Origin of the sequence: Pandoraea faecigallinarum (assembly GCF_001029105.3) — a bacterium.
GTDB lineage: Bacteria > Pseudomonadota > Gammaproteobacteria > Burkholderiales > Burkholderiaceae > Pandoraea > Pandoraea faecigallinarum.
Window position 1 is genome coordinate 1,204,868 of the sequence record NZ_CP011807.3, and the last position, 18,638, is coordinate 1,223,505.

Consider the following 18,638-nt stretch of genomic DNA (forward strand, 5'->3'; position numbering starts at 1 on the left):
CGCCCGGCACGTTTCATTGCATGATGAAGTATCGATCACAGCATGCGGCCTATACTGCGAGGCATGTTCTTCACAGGAGTCCTGCCGTGGATACCGCACGAGATCCGGCCCCTGGCGTGAGTTCGCTCGCCGCCCTTCTGGCCGATGCCGGCCGCATGACCATGCTTTGGGCGTTGATGGACGGCTCCGCGCGTCCCGCGGGGGAACTTGCGCTGGTCGCGGGCCTTTCGCCGTCAGGTGCGAGCGGGCACCTCGCGCGACTGGTCGACGGGGGTGTGCTCGCGCAGGAGTCGCGCGGGCGCCATCGCTATTTCCGGATCGCTACCCCGGAGACGGCCGCCGCCATCGAAGCACTCGCCAGCGCGGTGCTTGCCACGCGCGAGCTTCGGCCGCGGCCGGTGCCGGCGAGTCGTGCGACGCCGGTCCCGCTGCGTCATGCCCGCACGTGCTACGACCATCTCGCCGGCGAGATCGCCGTCGACCTTTTCGCGCGGATGCACGACCGTCGCTGGATTCGGATAGAAGGTAGCGAAGTGACGCTCACCGAGGCCGGCACCGAAGGTCTTACCGGCCTTGGCGTCGACCTCGCCACCGTGCACGCCCGACGCCGTCGTTTCGCCTGCACCTGCCCCGACTGGAGCGAGCGCAAGCCGCATCTGGGCGGCGCTTTGGGCGCTGCGCTTCTCAGCACCTGTCTCCAGGCCAAATGGCTGGAACCCACGCGTGAGGCACGCGCGTTACGCGTCACGCCGCTGGGCGATCGGAAGCTCTCCGCCATCGCCGTCTGATCCAACGATGCGCAACAAATCCCGCCGCCAAAAAGAAACACCCCGCCAGACCGGCGGGGTGTGAACGACTTCAAATATTCAGTACGTTAGTGCGCGACGGCAATCCGAGCCGCCGCACCGGATCGACTCACCGAAATCAAGCGATCCGAATCAATTACCCCGATACGTCGAGTTCATCAACACGGTCGAGCCTTGCACGTGCCCGGCGACCGGGGTGCCGTAGGCCTTCAGGACCGGGTACCGACTATCGGTCTGCACGAGCGATCCCTGCGCTTCGATCAGTTCCTGACGCACTTGAGCGCGTGGCACTGCGAGCTTTTCGCTATACACGCTCGATTGCCAGAAGAAGTTTTCGTTCGGATAACCGTTACCGCCAGTGCCTGCGAAAGCGGCCGGAACAGCGGCCAGCCCAAGCGTTGCGGCGATCATCAGATGGGAAAGGGTGCGGGTCATGATTTTTCTCCTGTCATTGCTTTTTTCTGGTGGTCGGCCGGCTCGCTGTTGAGTCCGGCACCGCCTACGCCTCTAAGGTAGGACGACCACGTCGCAGGAGTAACCGCGCGGGGCGCAACAATGAATTGCGAAGAATGTAGCGGCCCGAAAACCCTGTGAATACACGGGTTCCGGGCCGGCGCGATGCGCCGCGGGAGTCGAGCGACGACTCTAATGAACGGGATAAATGCTCCGCCGCCCTCAGGCGCGCTCTGCCGCCGCGAGGAATGCCGGTGCGTCTGCGAGCAGGACTGCGAGATCGGCTGCGCCTGACTTGACAACGCCTGCCGTGCGCTCGCGCGTGGCGGCGTCCGTGCCGACCAGCGTGCGCGGCCCGGCGACGCTCAGGGCCGCCAGTGGTCTGCCGTGGTCGTCGAGGACTGCGGCGGCGCAGGCGTCGATGCCTGCTTCGAAACCGTCCTGACTCCACGCGCATCCGGCGTCGCGGTCGCGCACGAGTTGGGCGTCGAGCGCTGCGTACGTCCGCGCGCTTTGTGCCGTGGCCGCCGCGAGCGGTTCGGAACCCAGCAATGCGCGACGGCGCTCAGGGCTGAGATGCGCCAGCAATGCCCGGCCCGGTGCGGTCAGGTGCGCCGTGACGCGGCTGCCCGCGCGAATGTTGCTCACCAGCGGCAGCGCGGGCGTCTCGCACAGCAGGTAACGCACCTGTGCGCCGTCGAGCACCGTGAGGTAGCTCGACAAGCCCGTCTCGCTCGTCACGCGTGTGAGCACACGCCGCGCGGTCGCCAGGTGATCTTCGCCAGCGAGGGCACTCGCAGCGAGGGTAAGGAAGCCCAACCCGAGTCGATGACCGCCCTGCGGCAATGGCTCCAGCACGCCCTCGAATTGCAGCGTCTCGATCAGACGCATGACGGTCACGCGGTTCACGCCGATGCGCCGGCCGACCTCGCTCATGTTCGCCGTCGATCCGCCGTCCGCCACGAACCTCAGCAGCTTGAGGGCGCGCATGACCGGCGTCACGAGGCCCGCTTGCGCGGTGTCCTGGACATCGGGCTGCGTAGTGCCGGTGGCTCGCGCGTTGGCGGACGTAGCTTTTGTCATGCGTTCAAATCCATTCGTCGAAATCGGGCATCGTCCGGGGCGTCCTTCAAGCCGCCAGCGGCACTTGCCACGCGTCGTATTCGTAGACCCAGTCGGCGTTGCCGCCTTCCTTGAGCCACTGATTACCGCGCGAGCCGATCTGCACACGGGCCGTGCGCTCGCGGCGCGCGGCTTCGTACTTTGCCAGTGCGTCGGCGAGCGCTGCCGCATCCGCCGCCGGACCGGCCTGCGCCAGGTGGCGAGACAGTACCACAGCATCTTCAATGGCCATGCCGGCACCCTGCGCCATGAAGGGCATCATCGGATGGCAGGCGTCGCCGAGCAACGACACACGATCGCGCGACCACTGCGGCAGCGGATCACGCACGTACAGCGCCGACTTCAGCACGCTCTCGCACGCGTCGAGCAACGCGCGCGCTTCGGCGTGGTAGTCCGCGTACATGGCGCGCAACTCCGCCACGTCGCCCGGCGCCGTCCACGATTCGAGCGTCCAGCTGTCTTGCGGCGTGGTCGCGAACACGAAGATGTCGCGGCCGAGATTGAGCGGGAACGTCACGATCTGGCTCGACGGATTCGGTCCCCACCATTTCGTGAACGCGCCGAGGTTCGGCACGCCGCGGAGCTTGTCCGCGGGGACGACGGCGCGATACGCGACAACACCCGTGAACTCCGGGGATTCCTTTCCGAACAGCCCCGTGCGCACCACGGAGTGGATGCCGTCCGCGCCGATGAGCACCTCGACGTCTTCATGCGTGCCGTCCGCGAAGGTCAGCCGGATGCTGCCCGGCTGACCTTCGCCCGGCGCCTCGAACGACACGAGCTTCTTGCCCAACGCAATCGACTCGGCCGGAACCGCCTGTTCCAGCGCCTGCAACAGATCGGCGCGATGCATGGTGAGTTGCGGTGCGCCGTATTTGGTCTGCGCCGTCTGCGCCATCTCGAGACGCGACGTCTCCTCGCCGGAGTCCCAGGTGCGGCTGATGCGATGGCTCGGCTGGGCGGCGGTCTTGCGCAACTCGTCGCCAACGCCGAGACCATCGAGCGCACGCACGGCGTTCGGCGTCAGGTTGATGTCCGCGCCGACCCGGGCGAACTGCGACGCCTGCTCATACACACGCACGCGAAAACCGGCGCGCAGCAAACCGATGGCGGCGGCCAGACCGCCGATGCCGGCACCGTTGATGCCGATGAGAGGAGCTTGCATGGGGACATCCTTTGACAAAAGAGACGATGGAGCGAAAAAATAAAACGTTCAAATATGAACAAGATGTTCAAATATTATTGTTTTTGATTCGATCGTTCGCAAGCCTTCCTCGGGTAAATCCCGAGCGGCATGTTTCTCGCGGGATGTCGAGCCACCGGGACTTCCGGCAACGTCGGCGGGACGTTCGGTGTGCCGTCATGCCTCGAAAATACGTCCACCTGTGAACCGGCGCGCACGCGTTATCACGCCAATTTGCCGCCATCAATTCGTGCATCTCCGCTGCGAGCGCTGCGCGTCTCCTGTCCTAAGCTCTGCACAGTTGGTTTCATAAGTAATCCAACGTTTCACAGATGGAACGTCAAAAATGACAAGTGCATGCGAGGTGTCGCGAGCCGGGCTTGGCCGGTGAATGTCGGGGCCGCGTGTGGTGTCGGACGTATCCATCGTTCTCGAATCATCGAACGACAGGAGTACACAGATGAAGCGGTTTCCGATGGGGCGGATCCCGGGCATGACGACGCTGGCAGCGGCAGTGCTGCTCGCTGCGGGCGTGCCGGTCGCAGCGAACGCACAGAGCAACGTGACGCTGTACGGCAGTCTGGATGCCGGGCTGGCATTCGTGAACAATCAGGGCGGCAGCGCGAACTGGCTCGCGCAACAGGGCGGTTCGCAGCCGGACCGCTGGGGCTTGCGTGGCGTGGAAGATCTGGGCGGCGGCAATCGCGCCATCTTCCTGCTGGAGAACGGCTTCTCCACCCTTACCGGCAACACGATCAAGGCCGGTGCGATGTTCAATCGTCAGTCATGGGTCGGGCTGCAATCGGACAAGATGGGCACGGTCACCATCGGCCACATGACCACGTTCAACTTCGATTGGCTGGGTCCGTTCAGCACCGCCTATCTCGGCATGAACTGGTACATGTTCCACCCGGGCAACCTCGACGAGCTGGCCAACACGTCCGTTGTGCAGACCGACAACTCGGTGCGCTACGTCACGCCGGACTTCCGGGGTTTCAAGGCCGGCGCAATGATCTCGTTCGGCAACAACGCGAACTTCGCGAACGGGCGCAAGTGGAGCGTGGCCGCGAACTACACGAACGGCGGCTTCAAGGCCTCGGCCGTCTACTCGAACGAAAACAACCGCACGCCGAACGTTGCCGTGCTCGGTGGCGCCACGTTCCAGGGGCAACCTGTGGCGACGTACGCCGCGTCGAATGTCGAGAACATGGGCGCCGGTGTGTCGTACGGTTTCGGCCCGTGGTTGCTGCATGCGCTGTACACGCGCGTGAAGCTTCAGTCGCCAGGCTACAGCGATACGTATCAGTCTTTCGACGGCGGCGTGAACTATGCGACGGGCGTTGCCAACACGATCACCTTCGGCGCTGCCACGACCAACATGTCCGGCAAACGCTGGACGCAGGTGAGCCTGGGCGATGTCTATGCGTTCTCGAAACGCACTCAGGTGTATGTCAGCGGCGCTTATCAACATGCGAGCGGCAATGGTGCTGTCACGGCGATCAACACGATCAGCCCGTCGTCGACTTCGAATCAGCTCGTCATCATGTCGGGCGTGCATCACTCGTTCTGACACTACCCGTTTCACCCAGTGGTCTCTCTTGACGCGCCGGCCGGGCATTCGCCCCCCGGCGTTTTTTTCGTCCATACCGGCCCGTCGGCATCCCCCAAGCCTGCTCAACGCCTGTGGATACGGGTTTCCCCTAGGCAAAAAACAATTTTGACCGCGCTTTTCACTCCCTATAATTGATCCATAAGTAAATCAACGTTTCACCAATGAAACGTTGGGCGAAAGAGAAAGACAGGCTGGCAAGCCGTGCACGCGAAGTCACGACTTGTCCGAGGCAAGTTGAACATCCAGGAACACGGTGGTTTCCCATGCTCAGGTCGATTCAGTTGAAGGACGCAAACGTAGCCGAAGCGTATGCCGACGCACGTCAGTCGCAGCCGGCGGCAACGCCGTTGCCGTTCGCTATCGAATATCGCGGCGTCACGCGTCGGTTCAAAAATCGCCAGGGCAAGGGCGAAATGACGGCCGTCACGGACGTGTCCATCGGCATCAAGGCCGGTGAGTTCGTCTCGCTGATCGGCCCGAGCGGTTGCGGCAAGAGCACGCTGCTCAATATGGGGGCTGGTCTCTACGCGCCGAGCGAAGGGCAGGTGACGCTTGCGGGCAAGCCGGTGCGCGGCCCCTCGCAACAGGTCGCGTTCATGCTGCAAAAGGATTTGCTCATGCCGTGGCGCTCGATTCAGAAGAACGTCGAACTGGGCATGCAGATTCGCGGCCGCAGCAAGGCGGAGCGTGCGGAAGTCGCCAGGGCGCTGCTGGCGCGCTGTCACCTCAAAGGTTTCGAGAATCACTATCCGCACCAGCTCTCGGGCGGCATGCGCCAGCGCGCCGCGCTCGCGCGCACGCTCGCTGTCGAGCCGGACGTGCTGCTCATGGACGAGCCGTTCTCCGCGCTCGATGCGCAGACCAAGATGGTGCTTCAGCAGGACCTCGCGCAAATGCTCGCGGCAGAAGGCAAGACCGCGCTGATGATTACGCACGACCTCGCGGAAGCGATTGCGCTCTCGGACCGTGTGTTCGTGATGAGCGAGCGTCCGGGCACGATCATCGAAGAGATCGTCGTCGATTTGCCGCACCGCGATAACCCCATCGAGCGACGCAAGCAGGCGGGCATGAACGAGTACGTCGCCCATCTGATGGAACTGCTCAAGGTCGGTCGCGACGACCACCTCGGCTGATCGCCACGCGCGCGCTGAAACTGGTGCGCCGAGTTACGCACAAGACACTGGAATCCTTGCTATGAAAACCCTTTCGAAAACGCAACTGACCGTCGGCAGCTTCGTGCTGCTGCTGATCTTCGCGGCCGTGTGGCAATGGGGCCCGACGGCATTCGGTGTGCCCGAATTCGTGCTGCCGAAACTGTCGTCGACCGTGGTCGAAGGCGCGCGCATGTTCGAAGTCGAGAACCTGTGGCTGCACATTGGCGTGACGGCGCTCGAAGTGATCGCGGGCTTCGTGATCGGCTCGGCGCTCGGCGTGATGATCGGCGTGATCCTCGGCTTGTCGCCGTCGACCGAAGCCATGCTTTCGCCGTACATCCTCGCCTTGCAGATCGCCCCGAAGGTGGCCTTCGCGCCGCTGTTCGTGATGTGGATGGGCTACACGATCTACCCGAAGATCCTCGTCGCGGTGCTGATCGTGTTCTTCCCCGTGATGATCAACGTGCTCGGCGCGGTGCGCTCCGTCGATCCGGACATGGTCAATTTAGTACGCGCGCTGTGCGGCCGCCGTTGGCAGATCTTCCGCTTCGTCGAGTTCCCGTCGGCCATGCAGGCGCTGTTCGCCGGCCTGCGCATCGCCTCGACGCTGGCCGTGATCGGTGTGACGGTCGGTGAGCTCGTGGGCGGGGACCGTGGGCTGGGCTATCTGCTCGTGTACGGCGAAGGGCAGGGCAATACCGCGATGGTGTTCGTCGCCATCGCCGGGCTGACCGCCATTGGTATTGCCGCCTACGCCGCCGTGGTCTGGCTTGAGCGCCGTGCACTGCACTACGTGCCGCGCGCCTCCATGAACATCGCCTGAGCGCGCGGCGTCGCAAGGATCCGATCGTGAACGAACTGCACACTCTCCCGCTCCTCCCGCTCGACGTCGCCACGCTCGCCCCGCTCGACGGCAAGAAACTGCTGATTACCGGAGGCGCCCGCGGACTCGGCGAAGGCTTCGTGCGCGCGGCCGCCGCTCGCGGCGCGCAAGTGACGATTGCCGACATTGCCGCGCAGGCCGGCGAAGCGCTTGCGGCGCAATTGCACGGCGATGGCTTTGCCGTGTCGTTCGTGCGTGTGGATCTTTCGGATCCGGCCTCGGTGGAGGCCGCCGCGCAAGCCGCGGGCGAGCGGATGGGCGGCATCGACGGTCTGGTCAACAACGGCGCCATTACCAACTCGGGCGGCAAGATCGCCAGCGAGTTGAGCATCGAGACGTGGGACGCCGTCATGAACGTGAACGTGCGCGGCACGTGGCTCATGACGATGGCGGCGCTGCCGTTCCTGCGCGCGTCGGGGCAGGGGCGCGTGGTGAACATCGCGTCGGACACTGCCTTGTGGGGCGCGCCGCGTTTGCTCGCCTACACGGCGAGCAAGGGGGCCGTGATGTCGATGACACGCTCGCTGGCGCGCGAACTCGGCTCGTACGGCATTACCGTCAACGCCGTCGCGCCGGGACTCGTCGAAGTCGAGGCCACCGCGTACGTGCCGGCCGAGCGCCATCGCCATTATCTGGAAGGTCGCGCGCTGCCGCGCGCCCAGGTGCCCGACGACGTCATCGGCCCGGTGCTGTTCCTGCTCTCCGATGCCTCCCGATTCGTGACAGGTCAGGTTCTTCCGGTCAACGGCGGCTTCGTCATGCCCTGACGAACCGCTGCATTTCGCTCTTATTCGCAACGCCTTCAAGGAGTTACACCATGGCGCAAGCCGAAGCTAAAAACACCGCCACGCCGCAGGCTGTCGAAAGCTGGACACAGGCCGAAGGCCAGACGTTCGGCGACTGGCTGGATACGCGTGTCGCCCGTTTCTCGACGCGCAAGTACGACTGGGATGCCCTCAAGTTCCAGGCCGACTACGACCCGAAGTACCGCCGTGCGCAGATGCGCTACGTCGGCACGGGCGGCACCGGTGTGGCCAAGGACAGCAACACCGTGCCCGCTGGTCACTTCACGTTCTCCACGATGGTGATTCCGGCCGGCAACATCGGCCCGAGCCACATCCACATGGACGTCGAGGAAATCTTCTTCGTCATGCGCGGGAAGATGAAGGTGATCTGCGAGCGCGACGGTGAAACGTGGGAAGCCATTCTCGGCGAGCGCGACCTGATCTCGGTGCCGCCGGGTGTGTACCGCACGGAAATCAATATCGGCGACGAAGACGCGCTGATGTGCGTGATGCTCGGCTCGCAAAAGCCGGTCACCCCGACGTATCCGCCGGATTCGCCGCTCGCGAAAATCAAGCGCGACCTGAAGTAAGCCAGTCCGGGACGACGCCGCGAAGTTGTCCCGAAACCGTCCGGTGCGAGGCGCGCAGTCATGCGCCGGCACCGGCAGAAATTCACGCAGCCAGACGTTCAGCCACAAGCCCATGCAAGCCGAAGTCATACAGTCCGAAGTGCCCGAAGACGATGCCGCCGTAGCGCCGTTGCGTGCGCGGCTCGACGTCTTCCCCTATCGCACCGTCGCCACGCGCGCAGGGACCGTCGGCTATCGCTGCGCGGGGACCGGGAACGACGCCGCGCTGCCGGTTGTGATGCAGCACGGTATCGGCTCCGGCGCGGCGTCGTGGGTCGCGCAATTCGACGCGACCGGCCTGGACGCCAAGTTGTACGCGTGGGACGCGCCCGGCTATGGCGCGACGTCCAACGTCGCCGACGCCGAGCCGCATGCCGATGCCTACGCCGATGCGCTCGAAGCGTGGCTCGACGCGCTGGGGCTGGATCGCGTCGCCCTGGTCGGCCATTCGCTGGGCGCGATCATGGCGACGAAATTGGCAAGCCGCGCACCGCATCGCGTGCGCGGTGTCTTTCTTTGCTCGCCCGCCAACGGTTACGGCAAAGCGCACGGCGACGTGCGTGCATCGAAGCGCGACAACCGTCTGGCGATGCTCGACAAGCTCGGTCCGGCGGGCATGGCGCGCGAGCGCAGCGACAACCTCGTCGCACCGCAGGCCGCCGAACTGCCGCGGGCCTGGGTCAAATGGAACATGGCGCGCGTGCTGCCCGCCGGCTACCGTCAGGCGACGCATCTGCTCTCGAATGGCGATGTCGCGGGCGAACTCGCGCAATACGTGCGCGCCGCAGCCGGTGCCGCCGTCGTGGCGGTGGCCGTGGGCGCGCAGGACGGCATCACGCCGCCTGCGGCGTGTGAGGAGATTGCCCGGGTCGCCGGCGTGCCGCTGCAAATCATCGAAGGCGCGGGCCACGCGTCCTACATCGAAACGCCGGACGTTCTGAATGCCGCGCTGGCCGCGTGGCTCGAACGTATTGCGGCAGGGGAGCGTTGAGATGGCACCGGCGATCCCGAAGCGTACCGCGCGCGTCGAAGACGAAGCGCCCGGCCGGCAGGATTTGCCGGCCGATGGCGACGACCTCGCCGAAGCCGCACCTGCCGAATCCCGCTATCTCGTGCCGGGGCTCGAACGCGGCCTGCGCATCCTGACGCAATTCTCGCCGCGCGAGCCGGTGTTCAGCGCGCCGGAACTGTCGCAGCGTCTGGGCATTCCGCGCACGACGGTCTTTCGCCTGTTGCAGACGCTCGAAGCCATGGGGTTCCTGGAGCGCGCCGGCAGCGAAAAAAACTTCCGTCTGGGTGTGGCCGTGCTGCGTCTGGGCTTCGAGTACCTCAGTTCGCTGGAATTGACCGATCTGGGCATTCCCATCATCGAGCGTCTGCGCGACGCCACGCAACTGACCTCGCACATTGTGATCCGCGACGGCCGCGACATCGTGTTCGTGGCGAAGGCGCAGAGCGTGGCGGGCGTCTTCAATTCGATCAAGGTCAACGTCGGCACGCGCCTGCCGGCGCATGCCACCGTGCACGGTCACGTGCTGATGGGCGATCTGACGCTCGCCGAAATGCGTGCCCTGTACCCGGAAAAGACACTGGAGAAATTCACGCCGCAAACCCCCGAGTCGCTGGGCGAACTGTTCGAGCGCGTGCGAGAAGATGCCGAGCGCGGCTACGCGGTGTCGGCGTCGTCGTTCGAGCGCGGCATCAGCGTGGTGAGCGCACCGGTGCGCAACGACGCGGGGCGCATTTGCGCCGCGATCACCGTCACGATTCCGCGCGCCAACATCGATACGTCGATGCTCGACGCGGGATTGATCGGCCAGGTGCGCGAGGCGGCGGATGCGCTCTCGCATCGCCTGAACTACCGGCCCGGCACCGACGGCCAGACCACCCCCTACATGAAGTCACTGGGATTGAAATGATCAAGATCGACCTTTCCTCGCGTGCGGCGCTGGTGACAGGCGGCACGTCCGGCATTGGCCTCGCCACCGCCGAGCGCCTGCTCGACGCCGGTGCCGCAGTCGCGATTTGCGGGCGCGACACCGACCGGCTGACGCAGGCCGAAACGCATCTTCGCGAGCGCCATCCCGAGGCGCGCCTCATCGCCGCGCAATGCAACGTGCTCGACGAGAGCGACGTCGCGGCGCTGACCGAACGCATTCGCCGCGAATTCGGCCGTCTCGACATGCTCGTCAACAACGCCGGGCAGGGCCGCGTGTCGACGTTCGCCGACACGACCGACGATGCATGGCGCGAAGAACTCGAACTGAAGTACTTCAGCGTGATCCGTACGACGCGCGCCTGCCTGCCGATGCTGCGCGACGCGGCGCGCGAGACGGGCGACGCGGCGATCGTGTGCGTCAACTCGCTGCTCGCGCTGCAACCGGAGCCGCACATGGTGGCGACGTCCTCCGCGCGTGCGGGCGTGCAGAACCTCGTGCGTTCGATGGCGAGCGAATTCGCGCCGCACGGCGTGCGCGTCAATTCGATCCTCATCGGTCTGGTGGAGTCGGGCCAGTGGCGACGCCGCTTCGCGGCGGCGCAGGCGGCGGGCGAGCGCACGACGTGGCAGGAGTGGACCGGAGAACTCGCCCGCAAGAAGCAAATCCAGTTGCAACGTCTGGGCAGGCCTGAAGAGGCGGCCGCAGCGATCTTTTTCCTGGCGAGCCCGCAATCGTCCTACACGACGGGCAGTCATATCGATGTTTCCGGAGGCCTGGCAAGACATGTCTAACAAAACCACCGTCGGCGAAGTCATCGCGGCGTTCCTCGAACAGTGCGGCGTGCAGACCGCATTCGGCGTGATCTCGATTCACAACATGCCGATTCTCGATGCCATTGCACGTCGCGAAAAAATCCGTTACGTCGGTGCGCGCGGCGAAGCCGGCGCGCTGAACATGGCAGACGGCCTGTCGCGTGTGTCGGGCGGTCTGGGCGTGGCGTTCACGAGCACGGGCACGGCAGCGGGCAACGCGGCCGGCGCGATGGTCGAGGCCCTCACGGCGGGTACGCCGGTGCTGCACATCACGGGCCAGATCGAAACCGAATTCCTCGACCGCGATCTCGCGTACATCCACGAAGCCCCGGATCAGCTGAGCATGCTCAACGCGATTTCGAAGGCGGCGTACCGCGTGCGTTGCGTCGATACGGCACTCTCCACCGTGCGCGAAGCGGTGCGTGCCGCGCTGACGGCCCCGACCGGCCCGGTGAGCGTCGAGATCCCCATCGATATTCAGGCCGCCGAAATCGAATGGCCGGCCGATCTGGCCGCACCTCACATTCCGGTGCCGACGCACGACGACGCGCGCGTGAGCGCATTGGCCGACAAGCTGGCGTCGGCGCATCGCCCGCTGCTGTGGCTGGGCGGGGGCGCACGCGGTGCGCAGGCCGCCGTCAAGCGTCTGGTCGACATGGGCTTCGGTGTGGTGACGAGCGTGCAAGGCCGCGGCATCGTGCCGGAAGACCACGCCGCGACGCTGGGCGCGTTCAACATTCACCCGACGGTCGAGAAGTTCTACAAGACGTGCGACGCCATCGTGGTCGTCGGCTCACGTCTGCGCGGCAACGAAACGCTCAAGTACAAGCTCGCGCTGCCGCGTGCGCTGTATCGCGTGGATGCCGACGGCCTGGCCGACAACCGCGGCTATCGCAACGACCTGTTCATTCAGGGCGACGCCGCGAGCGTGCTCAATGCGCTGGCCGACAAGCTGCAAGGCCGTCTGTCGGTCGACCCGGCTTTTCACGCCGATCTCGCCGCCGCACGCGAGGCCGCCGTCAAGCAAGTGGCCGAAGGTCTCGGACCGTACCGCCAGCTCGTGGCCGCGCTGCAAGGCGCGCTGGGCCGCGACTTCAACTGGGTGCGCGATGTCACGATCTCGAACAGCACGTGGGGCAACCGCCTGCTGAAGATCTTCTCGCCGCGTGCCGGTGTGCACGCGCTGGGCGGCGGTATCGGTCAGGGCATGCAGATGGGTATCGGCGCGGCGCTCGCGGGCAACGCGAAAAAAACCGTCGCGCTGTGCGGCGACGGCGGGCTGATGGTCAACGTCGGCGAGCTCGCCACTGCCGTACAGGAGAAGGCTCCGCTCGTGATTCTGCTGATGAACGACCAGTGCTATGGCGTGATCCGCAACATCCAGGACGCGCAATACGGCGGGCGCCGCCACTACGTTCAGTTGCATCAACCGGACTTCGCCGCGTTTTGCGCAAGCCTGCAACTCAAGCATGAGCGCATCACGTCCATCGATCAGGCCGAAGGCGCCGTGAAGCGCGCCGTCGAACACGACGGTCCGGTACTGCTCGAAGTCGACATGCTGTCGGTCGGCAACTTCGCGTCGCATTTCGCCGGTCCGCCGGTACGGGAGCCTGCGAATGCATGAACTGAATCATCGTCCCGTGGACGTCGCGCTGATCGGCTTCGGCGCGATCGGCTCGAAGGTCTATGAGGCGTGCGCGAGCGATCCGTATCTGCGTGTGGGCCATGTGATCGTGCCCGAGGACGCCGCCGAGCGCGTGCGCAGCAGCGTGCGCGCCGGTACCGAAGTGGTGTCGTCGGCGCAGGCACTCACGAGCCGCCCCGACTTCGTGCTCGAGTGCGCCGGTCATAGCGCGCTGTCGGGACACGTCGTGCCGCTGCTCAAGTCGGGCGTGGACTGCGCGGTTGCCTCCATCGGTGCGCTTTCGGACACGGATCTGCTCGCCGCGCTGGAGCAGGCCGCGAAGGACGGCGCGTCGACCGTCACGTTGCTCTCGGGGGCGATCGGCGGCATCGACGCGATTGCCGCCGCCCGCGAAGGCGGCCTTGACGAAGTGCTGTACACGGGGCGCAAGCCGCCGATGGGCTGGCACGGTACCCCCGCCGAGCAGGTCTGCGACCTGGCGACGCTCACGACGGCCACGGTGATCTTCGAAGGCAGCGCCCGCGATGCGGCGCGTCTGTATCCGAAGAACGCCAACGTGGCGGCGACCGTCGCCATTGCGGGCCTCGGTCTGGATGCCACGCGCGTGCGTCTCATTGCCGACCCGGCGACCACACGCAACGTGCATCACATCGCGGCGCGCGGTGCGTTCGGCGAGATGTCGCTGGAAATGTGCGGCAAGCCGTTGCCGGACAACCCCAAGACGTCGGCACTGACCGCGTACTCGGCCATTCGCGCGCTGCGCAATCGCGTTGCGAACTGTGTGATCTAGCAGGAACAGCCTCATGAGCCATCAAGATTTGCTGCAAGGGTTTTCGAGCGACATTCTGGTCGGCGGCGAATGGCGTGCCGGGACCGGCAAGCGCTACCAAAGCCTGTATCCGGCGGACGAAAGCGTGAATGCCGAGATCGCCGCCGCCGGTGCCGACGACGCCGTCGAAGCGGTCGAAGCCGCCGATGCCGCGTGGCGTCGCGCCGACTGGGCCGGTCTCAAGCCGCACCAGCGTGCTGCCGTGCTGCACCGCGTGGCCGACGGCATCACGCAACGCGCCGAAGCACTCGCGCATCTGCAACGCCGCGACAACGGCAAGCCGATCAGCGAGACGCGTGCTCTCGTGGCCAGCGCGGCGGGCACGTTCCGTTACTTCGCGGCGTGTCTCGAAACGCTGGAAGAGACGCTCACGCCGTCGCGCGGCGATTATTTGACGATGAGCGTGCACGAGCCATTGGGCGTCGTGGCCGCGATCACGCCCTGGAACTCGCCGATTGCGTCGGACGCGCAGAAGCTCGCACCGGCACTTGCCGCGGGCAACGCCGTGGTCCTGAAGCCGGCGGAAGTCACGCCGCTTGCGTCGCTCGAACTCGGTCGCATCTGCGAGGCCGCCGGCGTGCCTCGCGGTGTGCTCTCGGTGCTGCCGGGCAAGGGGTCGGTCATTGGCGACATTCTGGTGCGTCACCCGAAGGTCAGGAAGGTGGCGTTCACCGGAGGCACCGAAGTCGGTCGCGGCATTGCGCGTCTCGCAGCGGAGAAGCTCATGCCCGTGTCGCTCGAACTCGGCGGCAAATCGCCGACCATCGTATTCGAGGACGCCGACGTCGACCATGCCGTGGCCGGCGTGCTCTACGGCATTTTCAGTTCGTCGGGCGAATCGTGCATCGCGGGCTCGCGTCTGTTCGTGCACAAGAAGATTTTCGACACGTTCGTCGAACGTCTCGTCGCCGGGGCGAAGCAATTGCGCGTGGGCGATCCGTTGCGTGAAGACACGCAGATGGGACCGCTCGTTAGCTCGGCGCATCGCGAGTCCATCGAGCGCTACGTCGCCATCGGACTGGAAGAGGGCGGCCGTCTTCTGTGTGGCGGTGAGCGCCCGGCCGGCGACGGCCGTGAGAAAGGCTACTTCTACCAGCCGACGATCATCGCGGGCCTCACGAACGGCGCGCGCATGGTGCAGGAGGAGATCTTCGGGCCGGTGCTGGCGGTGCTGCCGTTCGAGAACGAAGACGATCTGCTGCGCGAAGCCAACGACAGCGTCTACGGACTGGCCGCCGGTATCTGGACACGCGACTACAAGCGCGCCTGGCGCGTCGGCCGTGCGTTGGAGACAGGCACCGTCTGGATCAACACCTACAAGCAGTTCTCGATCTCCACGCCCTTCGGTGGCTGGAAGGAGAGCGGCATGGGGCGTGAGAAGGGGCGTCTGGGACTGCTGGAGTACACGAACCAGAAGAGCCTGTATTGGGGCATGAACGACAGCCCGCTCGCGTGGGCGGGGCAGGTCTGACGGGCGTACGCGTGAAACGCATGTGGCAAGCCGCGGTGCACGGGGCATCGCGGTCATCCGAAACTTGAGCGAGGCAAACATATGTTGTCGATTTTCCGTGCATCGTTGGCGCGTCGCGCCTTTCTGACGGCCGGCCTGTGCGCCGCAGCCGGACTCTCGGGCATGGCCGCACCGGTCATGGCGCAGCCGGCTGCGCAACCCGCTCAGCAGATGACCTATCTGCTGCCCGCGCCGGCCAACCTGCCGGCGTTCGCGCCGCTGATGCTCGCCGAAAAGAAAGGGTACTACGCCGCGGAGGGGTTGTCGGTGCGTTGGCTGACGGTGCAGGGCGGTGCCGACGTCGGCAAGCAGCTCGCGTCGGGCAACGGCGATCTGGGCGGCGGACTTGGCGACACGCCGATCGTACTGCGCCCGAACGGCATTCCGATCAAGGGCGTCGCGCTGCTCGGCGGCCGTACGCTGCACCAGCTGGTCGTGCGCGATGACGCGAACATCAAGTCGCCCGCCGATCTGAAGGGCAAGACGATTACCGTGCTGGCCTACCAGGACACCGGTTTCTACGCGACGCTGGGTCTGCTGGCTTCGGCGGGCCTCACGCGTAACGACGCACGCATTCAGGGCGCAGGCCCGGCCGGTGTGTGGCAGCAAGTCGCGACGGGCAAGGCCGAAGTGATGGTCGGCACGCCGGAGTGGGCGCAGAACATCGAAGACGCCGGAGTGAAGATCACCATGACGTCGACCGACAAGTACTTCCCGGGCATGGCGCAGGCGATTCTGGCGTCCGACAAGACCATTGCCGAGAAGCCGGAGATGATCCGCAAGTTCGTGCGCGCAACGGTCAAGTCGGTCGCGGAAATCATGCGTGACCCAGCGGGCGCGGCGAAGGAATACTGCGCGGCTGTGCCGGGCTACAAGGGCAAGGAAGCCGAGATCGAGAAAATCCTCACGTACTACGCCCGCAATGTGTATCCGGGGCAGCAGCGTCTGGGCGCCTTCGATCCGGCGCGTGTGACCAAATTGCAGGACTTCTACGCGCAGGAGAAGGTCATTCGCGAGAAGTCGAAGGTGGACGACCTGTTCACCAACCAGTTCGTGCAGTAAGGCGAGGTGAAGAATGAGTGAAACCGCACCGGGCGCGGCCCAGCCCGAAACGCTGTTGCTGACGGTGTTTCTGCGGCACGATCAGTCGAACAATCTCGACGATTTCCAGGAGCGGCTGAAGGCGGCCGAGTGGTGGGAGCGTTTCCCGCCCGCCGGCGTGAAGGTCGTGTCGTGGACGGTGGCGATGGGCTTCGGCCAGATCGTCACGCTGGAACTGCCGCCGCATCTGCTGCCCGTCGTGAACGTGGAACTGGAGCGCTCGGCCTGGGGCGTGTTCCGCACCGAATGCTATCCGACTTACGACTTTGTTCCCGTGCACGCGCGTATTCGCGAACGGGTTCGCAACGGAGGGAAATGATGGACCGTTATCTGGAACCGCATCAAGCGCGTCGCCACGAGCCGACGCAGTACGAAAGCCTGCTGGGCGACGCCATCGAGCGCGCTTATGCGGCCGGCACGCACGACCTGGCAGGACTCGTCGCCTACCTGAACCGCACCGGCCCCGGCCCGCAGGACGGCGAAGTGTGGACCGAAGAGATCTACAAAGCGCAGATCGCCAAACTGGCCGAAGAGTAACAACATCACATAGCGCGATTGCCGCTCGACGCCACGACATCACGACGTGACGAGCGCGCGGCGACCGCGATGGAGACGTCCCCCATGACTACCCAACAGCCTATCCTCACCGCCGATGCCATCCTCGAGCGCGGCCTGAAGAATCTCTGGTATCCGATTTGCCCGTCGCACATGGTTGGCCGCGAGCCGGTCTCACTGCGCCGTTTGGGCAAGAAACTGGTGTTCTGGCGCGATCACGACAACCAGGTGCATGCACTCGACGATCATTGCCCGCACCGCGGCGCACCGCTCTCGAAAGGTATCGTGATGGGCGATCGCATCGCCTGCGGTTATCACGGCGTGCAGGTGCGCTGCGACGGCACGGTGACGCGCGTGCCGGGCAGTCCGGGTTGCAAGCTCGAAGGCTCGCGTCCGACGCAGGCGTATCACATCGTCGAGCGCAACGACGCGATCTGGCTGTACAACGCCACCGGGAATATCGACACGCCGCCGCCGCTCGTGCTGCCGGACGAGCTCGACGCCGACGGCGAATTCTCGTCGTTCCTGTGCTACACGGAGTGGAAGGGCGACTACCGTTACGTACTCGACAACGTGATGGATCCGATGCACGGCACGTACCTGCACAAGCAATCGCACTCGATGGCCGAGGGCGACAACACGGCCGCGTTCCGGATTCGCGACACCGACCGTGGCTTCATCTTCGAGAAGGAAGGCCAGCGCGATGTGAACTTCGACTGGACAGAGTGGGCCGACACCGGCACGCACTGGATGCGTCTGGAGATTCCGTACCCGAAGACGGGCGGCCCCGGCGGCAACTTCGTGATCGTGGGGAGCTACACGCCGATCTCGCCCACGCTCGCCGCCGTGTTCCACTGGCGTTGCCGCAAGCTCGACGGCTGGCAGCGCGACACGTGGCGCTTCCTGTATCGCAACCGTCTCGAAGCACGCCACTGGGCCGTGTTGGAACAGGACCGCGTGATGCTCGAAGACATGGAAGCCGATGCCAACCAGAACGAGCATCTGTATCAGCACGATATGGGCATTGTGCGTCTGCGCCGCCATTTGAAGAATCTGGCAAAGGCGGAACTCGAACGCATGCAGCAGGGCAAGGCGTAAATCGCGAAACGCAGAACGCAGAACGCAGAACGCAGAACCATACGGAACGACACAGGGCGACTTCACCGATGCAGATCGACTCACCCATCAAAGCCGAGCGTATTCGCGCGCAAGCCGTGCCCGATCTGGGCACGGCGACCTGGACCAACGGCATTCGGTTCGGCAACGAAATCCTGATGTCGGGCATGACGGCGCATCCGGCGACGCGCGACGCGCAAAAGCCGCTTACGGCCTACGAGCAGACGCTCGTGGTGCTGGGCAAGATCCGTGCGCTGGTCGAGGCGGGCGGCGGCAGCCTCGCGAACATCTACAAGCTGGTGGTGTACGTCACCGACATTGCCGACAAGGATGAAGTCGGTCGTGCGCGCCGCGAGTTTTTCGCGGGCGTGGCGGCCGGCGGCGGGGCGTATCCGTGCTCGACGCTCGTGGAAGTCAGCGCGCTCGTGTTCCCGGAATTGCGCGTGGAAATCGAGGCGTTCGCGCGTCTCGACATCGATTTGTCCGTGGCGTGAGCGGCGCGG

At 65.3% G+C, this 18,638-nt stretch carries 20 protein-coding genes; 17 read left to right on the forward strand and 3 right to left on the reverse strand.

The annotated features are described in order from the left end of the window. Positions 1-23 precede the first annotated feature (23 nt). A complete protein-coding gene (locus AB870_RS05445; protein WP_418303995.1) occupies positions 24-788 on the forward strand; it encodes an ArsR/SmtB family transcription factor in 765 nt (254 codons plus the stop codon). Positions 789-938: 150 nt separating this feature from the next. Here the strand turns inward: AB870_RS05445 and AB870_RS05450 are convergent, their stop codons facing one another. The 3 genes from AB870_RS05450 to AB870_RS05460 all read right to left on the reverse strand — a co-directional run bounded on the left by AB870_RS05450 (position 939) and on the right by AB870_RS05460 (position 3,546). Further along, positions 939-1,241, reverse strand: coding sequence for a DUF4148 domain-containing protein (locus AB870_RS05450; protein ID WP_071386841.1), 303 nt, complete (start codon positions 1,239-1,241; stop codon positions 939-941). A gap of 240 nt (positions 1,242-1,481) precedes the next feature. Continuing rightward, a complete protein-coding gene (locus AB870_RS05455; protein ID WP_047907236.1) occupies positions 1,482-2,342 on the reverse strand; it encodes an IclR family transcriptional regulator in 861 nt (286 codons plus the stop codon). Between the two features lie 46 nt (positions 2,343-2,388). Beyond that, positions 2,389-3,546: an FAD-dependent monooxygenase gene (locus AB870_RS05460; protein ID WP_047907237.1), complete on the reverse strand. Its 1,158-nt coding sequence runs from the start codon at positions 3,544-3,546 to the stop codon at positions 2,389-2,391. A 511-nt stretch (positions 3,547-4,057) separates the two neighbouring features. Here AB870_RS05460 and AB870_RS05465 point away from each other — a divergent pair. The 16 genes from AB870_RS05465 (at position 4,058) to AB870_RS05540 (ending at position 18,629) form a co-directional block, all read left to right on the forward strand. Continuing rightward, positions 4,058-5,134, forward strand: coding sequence for a porin (locus AB870_RS05465; protein ID WP_047908835.1), 1,077 nt, complete (start codon positions 4,058-4,060; stop codon positions 5,132-5,134). Between the two features lie 305 nt (positions 5,135-5,439). Then, positions 5,440-6,309: an ABC transporter ATP-binding protein gene (locus AB870_RS05470; protein WP_157112246.1), complete on the forward strand. Its 870-nt coding sequence runs from the start codon at positions 5,440-5,442 to the stop codon at positions 6,307-6,309. A 61-nt stretch (positions 6,310-6,370) separates the two neighbouring features. Next, positions 6,371-7,153 (forward strand): ABC transporter permease, encoded by a 783-nt coding sequence (locus AB870_RS05475; RefSeq protein ID WP_047907238.1) that lies wholly within the window; start codon positions 6,371-6,373, stop codon positions 7,151-7,153. A 35-nt stretch (positions 7,154-7,188) separates the two neighbouring features. Then, positions 7,189-7,980 (forward strand): SDR family oxidoreductase, encoded by a 792-nt coding sequence (locus AB870_RS05480; RefSeq protein ID WP_047908837.1) that lies wholly within the window; start codon positions 7,189-7,191, stop codon positions 7,978-7,980. Positions 7,981-8,030: 50 nt separating this feature from the next. Next, complete coding sequence (locus AB870_RS05485) at positions 8,031-8,588, forward strand: cupin domain-containing protein (RefSeq protein ID WP_047907239.1); 558 nt, start codon at positions 8,031-8,033, stop codon at positions 8,586-8,588. A 112-nt stretch (positions 8,589-8,700) separates the two neighbouring features. After that, positions 8,701-9,618, forward strand: a complete 918-nt coding sequence (locus AB870_RS05490; RefSeq protein ID WP_047907240.1) for an alpha/beta fold hydrolase — start codon at positions 8,701-8,703, stop codon at positions 9,616-9,618. A gap of 1 nt (position 9,619) precedes the next feature. Then, positions 9,620-10,546 carry an IclR family transcriptional regulator gene (locus AB870_RS05495; protein WP_084663350.1) on the forward strand — a complete coding sequence of 309 codons (927 nt, stop codon included), beginning with the start codon at positions 9,620-9,622 and terminating at the stop codon, positions 10,544-10,546. Beyond that, on the forward strand, positions 10,543-11,358 hold the full coding sequence (locus AB870_RS05500) for an SDR family oxidoreductase (protein WP_047907241.1): 816 nt from the start codon (positions 10,543-10,545) through the stop codon (positions 11,356-11,358). Before AB870_RS05495 ends, AB870_RS05500 begins: the two co-directional genes overlap by 4 nt. Beyond that, entirely contained in the window at positions 11,351-13,003 is a 1,653-nt protein-coding gene (locus AB870_RS05505; RefSeq protein WP_047908839.1) for a thiamine pyrophosphate-binding protein, read from the forward strand. The genes AB870_RS05500 and AB870_RS05505 overlap by 8 nt, the downstream gene beginning before the upstream one ends. Further along, positions 12,996-13,814, forward strand: coding sequence for an aspartate dehydrogenase (locus tag AB870_RS05510; protein WP_047907242.1), 819 nt, complete (start codon positions 12,996-12,998; stop codon positions 13,812-13,814). Before AB870_RS05505 ends, AB870_RS05510 begins: the two co-directional genes overlap by 8 nt. Before the next feature lie 13 nt (positions 13,815-13,827). Beyond that, positions 13,828-15,324, forward strand: a complete 1,497-nt coding sequence (locus AB870_RS05515) for an aldehyde dehydrogenase (RefSeq protein WP_047907243.1) — start codon at positions 13,828-13,830, stop codon at positions 15,322-15,324. An 81-nt stretch (positions 15,325-15,405) separates the two neighbouring features. Continuing rightward, a complete protein-coding gene (locus tag AB870_RS05520; RefSeq protein WP_053059582.1) occupies positions 15,406-16,425 on the forward strand; it encodes an ABC transporter substrate-binding protein in 1,020 nt (339 codons plus the stop codon). Positions 16,426-16,438: 13 nt separating this feature from the next. Beyond that, positions 16,439-16,783 (forward strand): hypothetical protein, encoded by a 345-nt coding sequence (locus AB870_RS05525; RefSeq protein ID WP_047907244.1) that lies wholly within the window; start codon positions 16,439-16,441, stop codon positions 16,781-16,783. Next, positions 16,783-17,001, forward strand: a complete 219-nt coding sequence (locus AB870_RS05530) for a recombinase-like helix-turn-helix domain-containing protein (protein ID WP_157112435.1) — start codon at positions 16,783-16,785, stop codon at positions 16,999-17,001. Before AB870_RS05525 ends, AB870_RS05530 begins: the two co-directional genes overlap by 1 nt. A gap of 84 nt (positions 17,002-17,085) precedes the next feature. Continuing rightward, positions 17,086-18,117: an aromatic ring-hydroxylating oxygenase subunit alpha gene (locus tag AB870_RS05535; RefSeq protein ID WP_047908841.1), complete on the forward strand. Its 1,032-nt coding sequence runs from the start codon at positions 17,086-17,088 to the stop codon at positions 18,115-18,117. Between the two features lie 68 nt (positions 18,118-18,185). Further along, on the forward strand, positions 18,186-18,629 hold the full coding sequence (locus tag AB870_RS05540) for a RidA family protein (RefSeq protein ID WP_047907246.1): 444 nt from the start codon (positions 18,186-18,188) through the stop codon (positions 18,627-18,629). Positions 18,630-18,638 lie beyond the last annotated feature (9 nt).

Coding starts and splice junctions, on each gene's coding strand:
- AB870_RS05445 (WP_418303995.1), top strand. CDS start 24: ATGAAGTATCGATCACAGCATGCGGCCTATACTGCGAGGCATGTTCTT.
- AB870_RS05450 (WP_071386841.1), bottom strand. CDS start 1,241: ATGACCCGCACCCTTTCCCATCTGATGATCGCCGCAACGCTTGGGCTG.
- AB870_RS05455 (WP_047907236.1), bottom strand. CDS start 2,342: ATGACAAAAGCTACGTCCGCCAACGCGCGAGCCACCGGCACTACGCAG.
- AB870_RS05460 (WP_047907237.1), bottom strand. CDS start 3,546: ATGCAAGCTCCTCTCATCGGCATCAACGGTGCCGGCATCGGCGGTCTG.
- AB870_RS05465 (WP_047908835.1), top strand. CDS start 4,058: ATGACGACGCTGGCAGCGGCAGTGCTGCTCGCTGCGGGCGTGCCGGTC.
- AB870_RS05470 (WP_157112246.1), top strand. CDS start 5,440: ATGCTCAGGTCGATTCAGTTGAAGGACGCAAACGTAGCCGAAGCGTAT.
- AB870_RS05475 (WP_047907238.1), top strand. CDS start 6,371: ATGAAAACCCTTTCGAAAACGCAACTGACCGTCGGCAGCTTCGTGCTG.
- AB870_RS05485 (WP_047907239.1), top strand. CDS start 8,031: ATGGCGCAAGCCGAAGCTAAAAACACCGCCACGCCGCAGGCTGTCGAA.
- AB870_RS05490 (WP_047907240.1), top strand. CDS start 8,701: ATGCAAGCCGAAGTCATACAGTCCGAAGTGCCCGAAGACGATGCCGCC.
- AB870_RS05495 (WP_084663350.1), top strand. CDS start 9,620: ATGGCACCGGCGATCCCGAAGCGTACCGCGCGCGTCGAAGACGAAGCG.
- AB870_RS05500 (WP_047907241.1), top strand. CDS start 10,543: ATGATCAAGATCGACCTTTCCTCGCGTGCGGCGCTGGTGACAGGCGGC.
- AB870_RS05505 (WP_047908839.1), top strand. CDS start 11,351: ATGTCTAACAAAACCACCGTCGGCGAAGTCATCGCGGCGTTCCTCGAA.
- AB870_RS05510 (WP_047907242.1), top strand. CDS start 12,996: ATGCATGAACTGAATCATCGTCCCGTGGACGTCGCGCTGATCGGCTTC.
- AB870_RS05515 (WP_047907243.1), top strand. CDS start 13,828: ATGAGCCATCAAGATTTGCTGCAAGGGTTTTCGAGCGACATTCTGGTC.
- AB870_RS05520 (WP_053059582.1), top strand. CDS start 15,406: ATGTTGTCGATTTTCCGTGCATCGTTGGCGCGTCGCGCCTTTCTGACG.
- AB870_RS05525 (WP_047907244.1), top strand. CDS start 16,439: ATGAGTGAAACCGCACCGGGCGCGGCCCAGCCCGAAACGCTGTTGCTG.
- AB870_RS05530 (WP_157112435.1), top strand. CDS start 16,783: ATGGACCGTTATCTGGAACCGCATCAAGCGCGTCGCCACGAGCCGACG.
- AB870_RS05535 (WP_047908841.1), top strand. CDS start 17,086: ATGACTACCCAACAGCCTATCCTCACCGCCGATGCCATCCTCGAGCGC.
- AB870_RS05540 (WP_047907246.1), top strand. CDS start 18,186: ATGCAGATCGACTCACCCATCAAAGCCGAGCGTATTCGCGCGCAAGCC.